The sequence below is a fragment of the Thalassobacter sp. genome, from assembly GCF_982993085.1.
Genome location: NZ_CEZFMW010000037.1, coordinates 1 through 13,522, shown reverse-complemented (window position 1 = coordinate 13,522; position 13,522 = coordinate 1). Strand labels below are relative to the sequence as shown.

Here is a 13,522-nt window from a genome sequence, read left to right as displayed (position 1 = left end):
GATGAGTTTGGATACCGCTGTCCAAAAGCCCCACGAACGTCTGGCGACCACGCTCGCCGCTGATCTGGAGGCTGTAAATCACCTGATCCGCGCGCGCATGGCGTCCGAACATGCCCCGCGCATTCCAGAGGTCACGGCCCATTTGGTAGAGGCCGGCGGAAAACGTGTGCGCCCTATGCTGACGCTCGCCTGCGCGCGGATGTTTGGCTACGAGGGTGAGCATCATCAAAAGCTGGCCGCGACGGTTGAGTTCATTCATACCGCGACCCTGCTACACGACGATGTAGTGGACGAAAGCGGGCAGCGTCGGGGCCGTCCGACGGCTAACCTGTTGTGGGATAACAAATCATCGATCCTCGTGGGGGATTATCTGTTTGCCCGCGCGTTCCAGTTGATGGTCGAAACCGACAGCCTGCGCGTTCTGGATATCCTTGCTAACGCTTCGGCAACAATCGCTGAGGGAGAGGTGCTGCAACTGACCGCCGCCTCTAATCTGGCGACAACAGAAGCGATTTATCTACAAGTGATCCGCGGCAAAACGGCGGCTCTGTTCCAAGCGGCATCCGAGGTTGGCGGCGTGATCGCGGGCCAAGACGACGCGACTGTTGCGTCTTTGCGCACCTTTGGCGACGCACTTGGTGTGAGCTTTCAGATTGTAGACGACTACCTGGATTACGGCGGCGCGGGCACAACCCTCGACAAAAACGTTGGCGACGACTTCCGGGAGCGCAAGCTGACCCTGCCAGTTATCCGCGCCGTGGCACAAGCCACCGATGAGGAACGCGCGTTTTGGGTCAAGACGATTGAAAAAGGGCGTCAGGATGAGGGTGATCTTGAGCATGCCATGGCTCTGATCGCAAAATACGGCACGCTTGAGCAGACCCGCCAAGAGGCGCTGCGTTGGGCTGAGGTTGCGAAATCCGCGATGGCGTCCATGCCAGAGCATCCTTTGCGCGACATGTTGATCGATCTTGCGGATTACGTGGTCGCGCGCGTCCGCTAAAGCAGTTTTGCGGCGCGGGTCCACCAGTTGGGCCTGCGCAACCGGGCCGCTGCCGTATTCGCGGCGGTCTCTGACGAGTATAACCCAAAGCACGTGGCACCTGAACCGGACATCCGCACAAGCCCGGCATCGGTGGCCGTGATCGCGCCAAGCACCTCATCAATAACGGGGCACAACGTTTGGGCGGGTGACTGTAGGTCGTTGCGCTGTTCTCTTAGCCAAGCAAGCTGATCGTCTATCGATGCAAAGCGAGGTAGTGGCCCCATGGGCAGATTGTCTTTGGTGGGCAGCGCGTTGAAAATCGGCCCTGTTGCCGTAGGAATACCGGGATTAACCAGCACAACCCACATGGGGTGCAAAGGTGCGACGGGGGCCACGTCTTCGCCGATTGAAGTCATCCGTTGTGGGCAGGAGGATAGGCAGACGGGCATATCTGCACCCAGTGGCAAGAGCGATGCCGGCGCGGGCAGAGGTTTGCCCGTCAAGCGACACAAGGCGCGAACCGCAGCTGCTGCATCCGCCGAGCCGCCTCCAATCCCGGCAGGGTGGGGTAGGTTTTTGGTCAGTTGAAACTTGCCCTCAATCCCCAGCAATTGCGCGGCCTTTAGGATTGAGTTTTCCGGCCCCGTCGGCACGCCCTGCGCAAATGGCCCCACCACACAAAGAGACGGGGCGCCTAGTTGAACCTGTAGTGCATCGCCCACGTCCGCAAATACCACAAGACTGTCGAGCATATGGTACCCATCGCTCCGCTGTCCTGTGACATGGAGCGTGAGGTTAATCTTCGCAGGGGCGAATTCTTGGGTCGTGATGGTCACGCGACAGGCTCAGTCCTGCGCGGCTTTTCGCGTGGCTTCTGCGGCAGCAGCCTTTTCAGCCAGCGAAGGCGCGCCTTCTTCCTTTAGAACGCGGTCCAGACCGATCTCTAACTTGCGGCGCATCCGGTCGGGATCAGCTTCGCTGTCGGTGTCGTCAGGGTCCACGTTGGAAAGGGCACGACGCCACTGGAACTCTGCCTCCCGCTTGCGCCCAACTGCCCAAAACACATCCCCAAGGTGGTCATTGATGACAGGATCAAGGGGTTCTAGGGCGACGGCGCGTTCCATGGGGGCGACGGCTTCATCGAACCGCCCAAGGCGGTAAAAAACCCAGCCAAGGCTGTCGGTAATATAGCCATCATCGGGGCGCGCAGCCACGGCCTTTTCAATCATATCGAGTGCTTCGACCAGATCACCTTTCTTTTCGATCATCGAATATCCAAGGTAGTTCAGCACATGCGGCTGGTCTGGGTTCAACTCTAGGGCTTTGCGGAAATCGGCTTCGGCCTGTGGCCAGCGATCTGTGCGTTCATAGGCGATGCCACGCACGTAATAGAGGAACCAATCGCGGGGTGTTGGTTCCTGAACCAAAGCGACGGCTGCCTCATAGGCGTCTGCGGCTTCTCGGTGGCGTTCCAGCCGGCGCAGGGTGTCGCCAAGGGCGGTATGGACCTGTTGGATATCGCCATGCGTCCGCGCCAGCGATTTTAGGACCTCAGCCGCTGTATCCCCTCGGTCGTCGCTGTAAAGCAGGCCCGCGCGAGAAATTTCCGCAAGGTAGAAGGATGGGTGATCAATCGGAACCGCGTCTAGAACCGCTCCCGCGAGGGCGTATTGTTCCTGTTCCTCTAGTAGGTCCGCGGTCAACAGGATCGCGTCCACATTGGTGGGATGCAGAACCAGTGCCGCACGACTGTGCAGAAGCGTATACGTGTGCGAGGCCTCTCCGTTGACGACAGCGGCCAGGGTTGCAAATGCCTCGGACATGCCTTCCAGCGGGGTCCGAATGATGTCGTAGCTGACCGCGTCGCCGTTTTCGATCCGGGTGAGCAGCGCCTCTAGCTCAGGGGAGGAGCCACGTTGCAGCGTTTGAGCCAAAAAGGCGACCGCGTCGTCTGGGCGATCCAACTGCACAAGGATTTGCGCATAGGCTTCGAAGGCTGTGATATTGAGGCTCAAGTCGCCATAGGTTTCACCGCTCAGGATGGCTTCTGCGCTTTCAAAGTCACCGACCATCGCAAAGGCGAGGGCTTTGTGGATGTAGGCAAATGAGCGGAACGCGCGGTTTTCCGAAAGAGCGTCAAATGCGTTGACGGCTTCGGACATGTTGCCTTCGGCCAGTTCCACCCAACCCATCAGCAGCCCATCCAGGAGGGGGCCGCCGACCACACCGGCCATCAACGCATCCTTGGCCGCAGCAGTGTTGCCTTGGGACACGTCGCGCACCAAGCGAACCATCTGCGCGATCTGCATGTCTGGCTCAATGCTGATGACCCGCGCTGCGGCATCGCCCGCCCGCTCAAAATCACCAAGCATTGCAAAACTGATCATTGCGGCGTCAAGGATTTCGACTTGGTTCGGATCGCGCTGCAACAACTGGCCATAATATTCGGCAGCGGCGGCGTAGTCGCTGGCAAAACCTGCAAGCCGTGCGGCCAGATAGGGGCCCGCAATACCGTCTTGGGCAAAGCTTGGGGCGGGCGCCGCAAAGGCAAGCGTGCTGGCAAGTAGGGCGCTTTTGAGGATGTGCAGGCGCATTGGCTCTCCGGTCTGGTTTCGACAAACGTAGTTTGCCCCAGCCCCAAGAGCAATGGGGCGCCCCATTGGACGCCCCATCAAGTTGATCACATGTTCGGGTAGTTTGGCCCGTCACCGCCCTGCGGTGTGACCCAAGTGATGTTCTGACTTGGGTCTTTGATGTCGCAGGTTTTGCAGTGCACACAGTTCTGGAAGTTTATGACAAAGCGGGGGTCTTTTTCCGGTTCGCTCACGACTTCGTAGACGCCTGCGGGGCAGTAGCGCTGTGCGGGTTCTGCGTATTTGGGCAGGTTAACGGCCACCGGGATTGATGGGTCCTTCAGCCGCAGGTGGGCGGGCTGGCTTTCCTCGTGGTTGGTCATAGAAAAGCTGACGTTCGTCAGGCGATCAAACGACAACACGCCATCGGGCTTGGGGTAGTCGATGGGCGCAAATTTGGCAGCCTCGCCGGTGGCCTCGGCGTCGTTTTTGCCATGCCCCAAGGTGCCTAGAATGTTGAAGCCGGTCAGGTTCGCGGCCCACATATCGGCCCCGCCGCCCATGAGAGAGGCGACAAGCCCATACTTCGACCATAGCGGTTTGACGTTGCGCACGCGCTTAAGGTCTTTGGCGATGGGCCCGGAACGGACGTCGCTTTCATAGGCGGCCAGTTCATCGCCCGCCCGTCCTGCGCCGATGGCTTCAAATGCGGCTTCCGCTCCGGCTTTGCCCGACAGCATCGCGTTGTGGTTGCCCTTGATGCGCGGCACGTTAACCATGCCCGCCGAACAGCCCAACAGCGCCACGCCGGGGGCTACAAGCTTGGGCATCGACTGCCAACCACCCTCAGTGATGGCCCGCGCGCCGTAGGCCACGCGTTTGCCGCCCTTCAGAAGGTCCGCAACCATCGGGTGATGCTTGAACCGCTGGAATTCCATGTAGGGGAACATGTGCGGATTTTCGTAGTTAAGGTGGACCACGAAGCCCACATAGACCTGATTGTTATCGAGGTGATAAATGAACGACCCGCCGCCCGCGTTCTTGCCCAAGGGCCAGCCCATCGTGTGCGTAACGGTGCCTTCTTTATGCTTCTCTGGGTCGATCTCCCAGATTTCCTTCATGCCTAGGCCGTATTTCTGCGGCTCGGCATCCTTGGCGAGGTCGTATTTCGCGATCACTTCCTTTGAAAGGCTGCCACGGACACCTTCGCTGAGGAAGACGTACTTGCCGTGCAGCTCCATGCCGACTTCGGTGTTCTCACCGATTGAGCCGTCTTGCTCCAACCCGAACACACCAGCCACAACGCCCTTCACTTCGCCGTTGTCCCCGAAGACCAATTCGGAACACGCCATGCCGGGGAATATTTCAACGCCGAGCTCTTCGGCTTGCTCGGCCATCCAGCGACATACATTGCCCATCGACACGATGTAGGTGCCATGGTTGCTCATAAGGGGGGGCATGATCGATGTGGGGATACGCAACGAACCTGCTTCACCCAACATGTAAAAGTTGTCTGACGTGACGGGCACGTTGATTGGTGCGCCCTTTTCTTTCCAATCGGGGATCAGCGCATCCAAACCCGTTGGGTCCAGAACTGCGCCGGATAGGATGTGCGCGCCAACCTCGGAGCCCTTTTCCAGAACGACCACGTTTAGATCTGCGTCTAACTGCTTAAGCCGGATCGCAGCCGACAGGCCCGCAGGTCCCGCCCCGACGATCACGACATCGTATTCCATGGCTTCGCGTTCAATTGCAGACATATCGGTCACCCCGTTGGCTTTGCTCGATTCCAAACTCAAAAAAGGTTATGGGGACAGAAGCCGGAGGCGTCAATTCCGACGCCACATCATTTCGCCGCACTGCCGCAATTCCGTAATATTATGTCGCGATGGGCACATTTTTCATTCAATTGGGCGTAATAACCCGGCGATGCTGTGCCACGGTTGGCCTTTGCACTTTTCCCTCTAAGTCTCGGCCAAAGGAGACTTCCATGATGACCTTCGTTTATATCGCTCTCGTGATCCTCGGCACGATCCTGCCGTGGCGCCATTTCTATGCGTGGTTCCAAGAACATGGCTGGGAATTGGGCCCCTTGATCGACGCATGGTACGTTAACGAAAGCACGACAGGCCTGACGTGGGATCTGACGATTGCCGCCGTGACGCTGACCCTGTGGATCCTCCATGAGACGATTTCACGCCGCAATTGGCTGGGGCTTTTGGCGATCCCTGCGACCTATGGCATCGGCATCTCAGCAGGCTTGCCTCTTTACCTTTTGCTCCGGGCGCGGCAAAGCCGCTGACATGGACCATTTTCTCTACAAAGACGGCGCGCTGCACGCCGAAGATGTCTCCCTCGCGCAGATCGCAGCGCAGGTAGGCACGCCCTTCTATGTCTACTCCAGCGCCACGCTGACGCGACATTTCAAGCTATTTAACGAAGCCCTTGAGGGGCTGCCGCATCTTGTATGCTTTGCGATGAAGTCGAATTCCAATCAGGCGGTGATCAAGCTGCTGGGGGATTTAGGCGCAGGCATGGACGTTGTGTCGGGCGGTGAATACGCGCGGGCCAAGGCGGCTGGCATCCCCGGTGAGCGGATCGTGTTTTCTGGCGTCGGCAAGACCCGCGCCGAAATGCGGATGGTTCTTGAGGGCGGTGTGCGACAGTTCAACGTCGAAAGCGAGCCAGAGATGGAGGCGCTGAGCGCCGTCGCCAGCGAACTGGGTGTTGAGGCGCCGATCACGATCCGGATCAACCCGGACGTGGACGCTAAAACCCATGAGAAAATTTCCACAGGCAAATACGACGATAAATTCGGCATCCCAATTTCGCGGGCGCGCGAAGTCTATGCGATGGCGGCCAAGTTGCCGGGCCTCAAGGTCATTGGCATTGATGTTCATATCGGGTCGCAGCTGACTGAGCTTGCGCCATTTGAGCTGGCTTACAACAAGGTGGTCGAATTGACCCACCAGTTGCGCGCTGACGGTCACACGATTGAGCGGCTCGATCTGGGGGGCGGCCTTGGCATCCCCTACGAACGCTCCAACACCGCGCCGCCTTTGCCAATGGAATACGGCGCGCTGATCAAGAAGTGCGTCGGCGATTTGGACGTTGAAGTCGAGATTGAGCCCGGGCGTTTAATTTCTGGTAACGCAGGGCTGCTCGTGACCGAGGTTATTTACCTCAAGAACGGAGAAAGCCGCGATTTTTTGATCGTTGACGCGGCGATGAATGACCTGATCCGCCCCGCAATGTACGGCGCACATCACGATATTGTGCCCGTGGTTGAGCCCGCCCCCGGTGTGGAAACATCAACCTATGATATCGTCGGCCCCGTCTGCGAAAGTGGCGATACCTTTGCCAAACAACGCACGTTGCCGCCGTTTAAATCAGGCGATCTCATGGCGTTCCGCAGTGCGGGTGCCTACGGTGCGGTCATGTCGAGCGAGTATAATTCGCGCCCTCTGATCCCTGAAGTTTTGGTGCAAGGCGATCAATACGCGGTGATCCGCGCACGTCCCACCTTTGACGAGATGATAAATCGAGATACCATCCCAGGGTGGCTCTAGGCGGAAACCCCGCGGAAGGGCACATCCATTGTGAACCTTTCGGGGATTGAATGACCTTACCAAAAACCCTGCGCTGGCCCTATTCGCTCACGTATTTGGGGCTTGTGGCTGAGCGGATCACCCAAGCGGCTTGGCCGCTTTGGAGCGTGCTATTCGCGGCCTTGGCGCTTTGGGGTTTGGGCGTCTTGGCGGCTTTGCCGACACAGGCTTTGTGGCTTACGGTTATGGGGCTGCTTGTGGGGTTGGCTTATGGCGTCTGGTATGCGCGGCGTTTGCGCTGGCCCACACGGGCTGAGGCGCTGGAGCGGTTGGATGCGGCCTTGCCCGGTCGTCCGATCCAAGCCTTATCGGACACCCAAACCATCGGGGGTACGGATGCTGCATCCGTTGCGGTGTGGCGCGCCCACCTTGCCCGGATGGAGCAAAAACTACGCGACGCCAAAGCGGTCGAACCCGACCTACGTGTGGCCCGCGCCGACCCCTATGCCCTGCGGTACATGGCGGTTCTGGGACTTGCGCTAGCGCTTTTGTTCGGGGGCGCTTGGCGTGGCTCGGACCTTGCGGTGGGCTTGGGTGCTGGGGCGGCTGATGCGCTGCCCGCAGGCCCCGCATGGGAGGCATGGCTTGAACCGCCGCGCTATACCGGAAAACCCACTCTCTATTTGCCTGACATCGCACCGGGCACATTGGAAATCCCCCAAGGCTCGCGCGTGACATTGCGGCTTTATGGCCAAGTCGGCGCATTGAGCGTGACCCAAACCCTATCAGAGACGCCCCTGCCGGACCCCTCAGCCGTCGCACAGGACTTTGAGGTCATGCGCTCGGGCAGTTTGACCATCGCGGGGGGAGGGGATGACCAAACATGGGACATCGTGATGTTGGCCGATTCCGTGCCAAGCATCACCATAGATGAGGCTCCTACCGCACAACCGCCATCACAAATGGAAATGGCGTTCACCGTGGTCGATGACTACGGCATGGAGATCGGCCGTGCCGTGATCATCCGCGATCTGGCCAATACGGACCGTCGTCATGGTCTCGCGGTTGATCCCGACCCACGGGACCCTTTGTCCCTGACACTGCCCTTGCCGATTTCGGGCGACCGCGCGGATTTTTCCGAAGTCCTGATCGAAGACGTCTCAAAGCACCCTTTCGCAGAATTGCCTGTCGCCCTGACCCTAGAGGCAGAGGATGCGCTGGGCCAAACCGGGCGCTCGGACACGATGCAGGTGGTATTGCCGGGGCAGGGGTTTTTCGATCCGCTGGCACATGCGCTGATTGAGCAGCGGCGTGATTTGTTATGGGCTCGTGTGAATGGTCCGCGTGTGGCACAAATTCTGCGCACGCTGACCCACCGCCCCGATGATACCTTTGCCGATCCGTCGGCCTTCATCTTGGTGCGTATGGCCATCCGCCGGCTTGAGGCCAACAGTGACCTGACGCCGGAGGTCCAAGAAGACGTTGCTGAAATCCTCTGGCAAGCAGCGCTCAAGATTGAGGAAAGGACCCTAGAAAACGCCCTAGAAGAACTGCGCCGCGCCCAAGAACGCCTGTCTGAGGCGATCCGCCAAGGTGCCGATCAAGCAGAGATTGACCAGCTGATGCAAGAGTTGCGCGAGGCCATGAATAACTACATGCAGCAATTGGCCCAAGAGGCCATGCGCAACCCCGATAGTCAGCAAAGCCAGAATCAACAGGGCCAGCAGGGCGAGAGTGAGCAGGTCACTCAGGATCAGCTTGATCAACTGCTTGAACGGATCGAGGAATTGATGCGTGAGGGGCGCACTGCCGAGGCGCAGCAATTGTTGCAAGAGCTTCAGCAGATGATGGAGAACATGCAAGTCACCCAAGGCGAAGGCGGTCAGGGCCAGCAAGGCGAAGGTCAGCAAGCCATGGAGGACCTTCGTGAAACCCTCCGGGAACAACAGGGCCTAAGCGATGAGGCGTTCCGCGATTTACAGGAACAATTCAATCAGCCCGGCCAGCAGGGTCAACAAGGTCAACAGGGGCAGCAACCCGGCCAAGGCCAGCAGCCCGGACAGGGTCAGGCAGAGGGCCAACAACCCGGTCAAGGACAACAGCCGGGTCAACAGCCCGGACAGGGGCAAGGCCAAGCACAGGGCCAAGGTCAGGGCCAGCAGCCCGGCGGTGCACCCACTGCCGAAAGCCTCGCGCAGCGGCAAGAGGCTTTGCGCGATCAACTGGGCCGTCTTGAACGTAATCTCCCCGGTCAGGGCACCGAAGCAGGCGACGCGGCGCGTGACGCATTAGGCCGTGCGGGCCGTGCAATGGACAACGCCGCTGACGCGTTGGAACAGGGCGACCTGCCCGGTGCGATCGATGATCAGGCGCAGGCAATGGACGCCTTGCGTGAGGGAATGCAAAACTTGGGCGAGGCGCTGGCACAGGAACAGCAAGAAGGGCAGGGGCAGCAGGGCACTGAGTTCGGGCAAAACGGTCAGCCGCAACAACAAGATCCGCTTGGCCGCAGCCAAGGCACCATGGGTCAGCTTGGAACGGATGAAAACATGCTTGGGGCAAATGACCCACGCCAACGCTCCCGCGAGTTGCTGGATGAAATCCGCCGCCGCTCCGCTGAGCAAGAACGCCCAGAGCAGGAGCGCGATTACCTTAACCGCTTGCTGGATCGTTTCTAAATCGCACGGTTATGCGCTGTGGCCTGCGGTCAACGCCAGCACACCGACGAAAACAAGGCTCAGCGCCCAAGCGACATCAAGGTTGAACCAGCCCTTTGACAAAAAACGCAGCCCCAGCCAGCGATACACGCCAACCGCGATCAATCCGCCCGATAACATCATTGCGCCGGTGTGCACGACGGCCACGATTAGTGCGATTTCCACGTCACCCGTGATCAACCGCGCCGCAGCGGCATGGCCTGCATCGGTGTCGATCGTCTTGCAGATGCCCAGATAAATAGGCACCAGCATGAGCCCCGCACCATGGGCCATAGCCGCCAAAAAAGACCACAACGCCAGCCGCGTTGGTGGCACACGGGACAAAAAACGAGGGTGGCGCCGGTTGATCAACAAATAAACCCCCAGCGCGATCACCAATACGGCGGCTGCCACTTGGATTTCATGCTGCCACTGGACCAGCACCAACAATGCAGAAAACGGCAGCAGGATCGTGACCATCGCCAGCAAATGCCCCGCCGCCAACGCCGCGAGCGCGCGAAATAATGCCCCGCTCGTTTTTGTCATCAACGCCGACGACACCGCCAAGGGCCAGCCCATGCCAGGGTTCACCCCGTGATAAATGCCTGATGCAACGACAGCCCACCAAAGGGCCGTCGTCGTGTCAAAATCCAGCACCGATCAGGTGTTCGGATAGCAGAAGCTATCGGTCGAACAATCGCCGCCCTCTAGCCGGATTTGGTGGCTGCGGTAGCCTTTTGGGAACTCCACATAGAAATCAGGGTCCAGCGTGAGCCCACCATTTTCACCCACATTAGCCATAACCATTTGGCCACCATCTTCGCCAGGATAGAACTGATCGTCCCACGTGGAATAGAGCGAGTTGGTCCAGTAGACACGCTTCCCATCGCGGCTGATTTCAACCATCTGCGGGCCATAGACAAAGGGCTTGCCGTTAGGATGCGCTGTACCGCGTGCGATCCCGCCCAGCTCAACCTTGCCTGCCAAAACTGGGTTCATTGGGTCGGTCACATCGTATTGGTGCATCTCGCCCACACCCCAGCACGCCACATATAGGTATTTGTCATCAAGGCTGAGATCGATGTCGGTAACCAGCGGCGGCACCGCGCCAAAACCCTGCAAAAGCGGCGGCAGGTTGGCGGGGTCCTCGGGGCGGGGATCAATGGTAAGGACTTTCTTGGCGTCAAATGTACCATCGTCCTTTTGCCACCACGTGAAAATCGCGCCCTGAAGGTTGGTCGTGTCTACGACCACCCCGCAAAACCCATAGTCCTTGGCCGGGTCATGCGCCGGACGAATTTCCAGCGCCATTTGGTGGTTTGCGCCCAAATCAATGGTCTGAACATTTTTGCGCGCGCGCAGGTTCCAAAAATGGATGGAATGCCCGTACTTGTTGGCCAAAAGATCCTCAGCGACGATCCCGTTTTCGAATTGCGGCGGCAGGCCCCATTCCGAACTGACCATATAGTCACGCGGCAGGTTCCACCAAAAATCGTAGTGTTTGTCCTGCGCGCCTCGATCCATTTCGTAGCGGCCCAAAATCTCAAAGGTCTCACAATCCATGATGAAAATACCGGGGGGACCATCGGTGCCATCCTTGCCGCCGCCGCCAAGGGTCGACACATAAATCCCCTCTGGTCCGCAATGGATTGTGTGAGGGCGCGAATACCCGGTTTTGTCAAAAACCTCCTCTGGCTCAATGATCTTATGGATCTTGGCCTTGAGCGGTTCTTTGACGTCGATGACATAAATTCGCGATGACCGGATACCGGGAATGATCAGATAGCGCCGTTCGAGGAAGGCATGCCCCGATAGGGGCGACAAAGAGGACGAACAGGCGTTCCAGCCAAAATGATGAAATTCATCGCCGGTGTTGGGCATGATGACTTGATGGACGATCTGACCAAATGTGGAGGACTTTGGGTCCACATCCACCACCGCAAGGCCGTCAGGCTGGGCACCATCGGGACTGAGCATAAGGGTAAAGGCAAGGGTTTCGGCAGGTGCTTCCATCGCCATGCGAGGAGACGGGTAAAACGTTGGATCAGGTCTTAAATTCATGAATGGGTCCTCCCTTGGAAAAAGAGGTGCCGGTCAGTTACTGATCTCTGACACCCCGAAAGGAAGCCTCGCACGACTCATGACGTTGCGTAAACTTATTTGATTTGGCGGCTGTTCCTCGGGCGTTTTGCCGGTTTTTTTTGGGCTCAATCTGCCCTTTTCGCCGGACATTGATCTGCCGCAGTCTTTGCTTTGCGTGTCTGACTAAGGTTCAATGACCTTGCCCAACCCCGACAAACGAGCCAGCACCATGCCCGCACAGCCTGAAACACCGTCCATCCAAACAGCACATGACGACCCGCATTTGATCCACCGTCAGGGGTGGCTCAGGGCCTCTATGATGGGAGCGAATGACGGGATATTATCGACGGCTGCATTGATTATCGGTGTTGGCACTGGGGGGCTGGGCGCAGACGGCGTCGTGATCGCGGGTATTGCGTCGGCAGTGGCTGGGGCCATGTCGATGGCGGCGGGAGAATACGTTTCGGTCGCTAGTCAGTCCGACTTGGAAAAAGCAGATATTGACCGCGAGCGAGAAGCCCTGCGTACCAACCCAAAGGGTGAATTGGTAGAATTGCAAAGCATCTATGAGGCCCGTGGACTAACCCCTGAATTGGCGCATGAAGTTGCTCAGGCGCTAACAAAGAAGGATGCCCTTGGCAGTCACATCCGGGATGAGTTGGGGCTAGATGAAACAATGCGCGCCCACCCGATACAGGCGGCAGGGGCCTCGGCAAGTGCCTTTGCATTGGGTTCACTGCCACCGATATTGGTGGCGGCTTTCGTGCCCTATGATGTCCTGTTGCCGGCTGTTGGGTTGGTGACGATTATCGCGCTGGCCACGCTTGGGGCGCTGGGCGCACATGCGGGCCGGGCCGCGCGTGGCAAAGCGGCGGGTCGTGTCGTGCTATGGGGGGTATTGGCCATGGGCATGTCGGCTGCGGTTGGCGCGATGGTGGGGGCGGTCCTTTAGCCGATTGCGCCCACTTGATCCTGCGCAGGACCTTCGGTAACAGGGCGCGTCGCTGTCCACTCTGGGGCGACCATGTCTCCGACTACCATGTGAAAAACGGATCAAATCTATGACAAGACTTCTTCCTGGCGTTCTCGCCATGGCGACCATCGTCGTCGCCTCGAACATCGGCGTTCAGTACATCATCGCGGATGGCTGGCTGACGTACGGTGCCTTTACCTATCCGCTCGCGTTCCTCGTCAATGACGTGATGAACCGCGTTTACGGAACCGACGCGGCTCGCAAGGTCGTTTTCGCGGGCTTTGTGACGGGTGTGATTTGTTCGCTGATCGGCAGCCAAATCATGGGTGAGTTCGGCCCTCTCGTGACATTGCGCATCGCAATCGCGTCGGGTTCTGCGTTCTTGATTGCGCACCTGATCGATCTGGTGATCTTTAACCGCCTGCGTGAGAAAGCCTGGTGGCGGGCACCTCTGACCTCAACACTTGTGGGGTCAACGATCGACACAGCGATCTTCTTTTCGCTCGCGTTCGCAGCGGCATTTACGTTCATCGAGCCCACCAATGATGTGAGCTGGGCCAATGAGGCGCTGCCCTTGTTCGGCTTCGGGCCCAAATTGCCCTATTGGGTTGGTCTCGCGATTGCTGATTATGGCGTCAAACTGATGATTGGATTGGCAGCTTTGG

11 protein-coding genes are annotated in these 13,522 nt (G+C 58.7%); 6 read left to right on the top strand and 5 right to left on the bottom strand.

Annotated elements, in window-relative coordinates; all coding sequences use genetic code 11:
* Position 1 precedes the first annotated feature (1 nt).
* Positions 2 to 1,003 (top strand): polyprenyl synthetase family protein, encoded by a 1,002-nt coding sequence (locus tag AC4GMC_RS07775; RefSeq protein WP_487878042.1) that lies wholly within the window; start codon positions 2 to 4, stop codon positions 1,001 to 1,003.
* Here the strand turns inward: AC4GMC_RS07775 and AC4GMC_RS07770 are convergent.
* Genes AC4GMC_RS07770 through AC4GMC_RS07760 form a run of 3 tightly spaced genes read right to left on the bottom strand, consistent with a single transcriptional unit; the run spans position 1,000 to position 5,318 of the window.
* Complete coding sequence (locus AC4GMC_RS07770; protein WP_487878043.1) at positions 1,000 to 1,815, bottom strand: 4-(cytidine 5'-diphospho)-2-C-methyl-D-erythritol kinase; 816 nt, start codon at positions 1,813 to 1,815, stop codon at positions 1,000 to 1,002. The genes AC4GMC_RS07775 and AC4GMC_RS07770 overlap by 4 nt on opposite strands.
* A gap of 15 nt (positions 1,816 to 1,830) precedes the next feature.
* Complete coding sequence (locus tag AC4GMC_RS07765; RefSeq protein WP_487878040.1) at positions 1,831 to 3,645, bottom strand: tetratricopeptide repeat protein; 1,815 nt, start codon at positions 3,643 to 3,645, stop codon at positions 1,831 to 1,833.
* 20 nt (positions 3,646 to 3,665) lie between these two features.
* On the bottom strand, positions 3,666 to 5,318 hold the full coding sequence (locus AC4GMC_RS07760; protein ID WP_487878041.1) for an electron transfer flavoprotein-ubiquinone oxidoreductase: 1,653 nt from the start codon (positions 5,316 to 5,318) through the stop codon (positions 3,666 to 3,668).
* A 233-nt stretch (positions 5,319 to 5,551) separates the two neighbouring features.
* On the opposite strand from AC4GMC_RS07760, the gene AC4GMC_RS07755 reads away from it, so the two are divergent.
* Genes AC4GMC_RS07755 through AC4GMC_RS07745 form a run of 3 tightly spaced genes read left to right on the top strand, consistent with a single transcriptional unit; the run spans position 5,552 to position 9,784 of the window.
* Complete coding sequence (locus AC4GMC_RS07755) at positions 5,552 to 5,860, top strand: DUF2834 domain-containing protein (protein ID WP_038005082.1); 309 nt, start codon at positions 5,552 to 5,554, stop codon at positions 5,858 to 5,860.
* Between the two features lies 1 nt (position 5,861).
* A complete protein-coding gene (lysA, locus tag AC4GMC_RS07750) occupies positions 5,862 to 7,127 on the top strand; it encodes a diaminopimelate decarboxylase (protein ID WP_487880407.1) in 1,266 nt (421 codons plus the stop codon).
* A gap of 50 nt (positions 7,128 to 7,177) precedes the next feature.
* Positions 7,178 to 9,784 (top strand): TIGR02302 family protein, encoded by a 2,607-nt coding sequence (locus AC4GMC_RS07745; protein WP_487880406.1) that lies wholly within the window; start codon positions 7,178 to 7,180, stop codon positions 9,782 to 9,784.
* 9 nt (positions 9,785 to 9,793) lie between these two features.
* Here AC4GMC_RS07745 and AC4GMC_RS07740 read toward each other — a convergent pair whose 3' ends face one another.
* Positions 9,794 to 10,456: a hypothetical protein gene (locus tag AC4GMC_RS07740; RefSeq protein WP_487876839.1), complete on the bottom strand. Its 663-nt coding sequence runs from the start codon at positions 10,454 to 10,456 to the stop codon at positions 9,794 to 9,796.
* Between the two features lie 6 nt (positions 10,457 to 10,462).
* Entirely contained in the window at positions 10,463 to 11,863 is a 1,401-nt protein-coding gene (locus AC4GMC_RS07735) for a selenium-binding protein SBP56-related protein (RefSeq protein ID WP_487876826.1), read from the bottom strand.
* A gap of 250 nt (positions 11,864 to 12,113) precedes the next feature.
* Here AC4GMC_RS07735 and AC4GMC_RS07730 point away from each other — a divergent pair, with 250 nt between their 5' ends.
* Both AC4GMC_RS07730 and AC4GMC_RS07725 read left to right on the top strand, forming a co-directional pair.
* Complete coding sequence (locus AC4GMC_RS07730; RefSeq protein WP_487876827.1) at positions 12,114 to 12,836, top strand: VIT1/CCC1 transporter family protein; 723 nt, start codon at positions 12,114 to 12,116, stop codon at positions 12,834 to 12,836.
* A gap of 109 nt (positions 12,837 to 12,945) precedes the next feature.
* Positions 12,946 to 13,522, top strand: a 577-nt coding sequence (locus AC4GMC_RS07725; RefSeq protein WP_488082173.1) for a queuosine precursor transporter, incomplete at its 3' end; no start/stop codon positions are given.

Bases quoted from the DNA above. Each gene is read 5' to 3' on its own strand.
- AC4GMC_RS07775 (WP_487878042.1), top strand. From the start codon at position 2: ATGAGTTTGGATACCGCTGTCCAAAAGCCCCACGAACGTCTGGCGACC.
- AC4GMC_RS07765 (WP_487878040.1), bottom strand. From the start codon at position 3,645: ATGGGGCGCCCCATTGCTCTTGGGGCTGGGGCAAACTACGTTTGTCGA.
- AC4GMC_RS07760 (WP_487878041.1), bottom strand. From the start codon at position 5,318: ATGTCTGCAATTGAACGCGAAGCCATGGAATACGATGTCGTGATCGTC.
- AC4GMC_RS07755 (WP_038005082.1), top strand. From the start codon at position 5,552: ATGACCTTCGTTTATATCGCTCTCGTGATCCTCGGCACGATCCTGCCG.
- lysA (WP_487880407.1), top strand. From the start codon at position 5,862: ATGGACCATTTTCTCTACAAAGACGGCGCGCTGCACGCCGAAGATGTC.
- AC4GMC_RS07745 (WP_487880406.1), top strand. From the start codon at position 7,178: ATGACCTTACCAAAAACCCTGCGCTGGCCCTATTCGCTCACGTATTTG.
- AC4GMC_RS07735 (WP_487876826.1), bottom strand. From the start codon at position 11,863: ATGAATTTAAGACCTGATCCAACGTTTTACCCGTCTCCTCGCATGGCG.
- AC4GMC_RS07730 (WP_487876827.1), top strand. From the start codon at position 12,114: ATGCCCGCACAGCCTGAAACACCGTCCATCCAAACAGCACATGACGAC.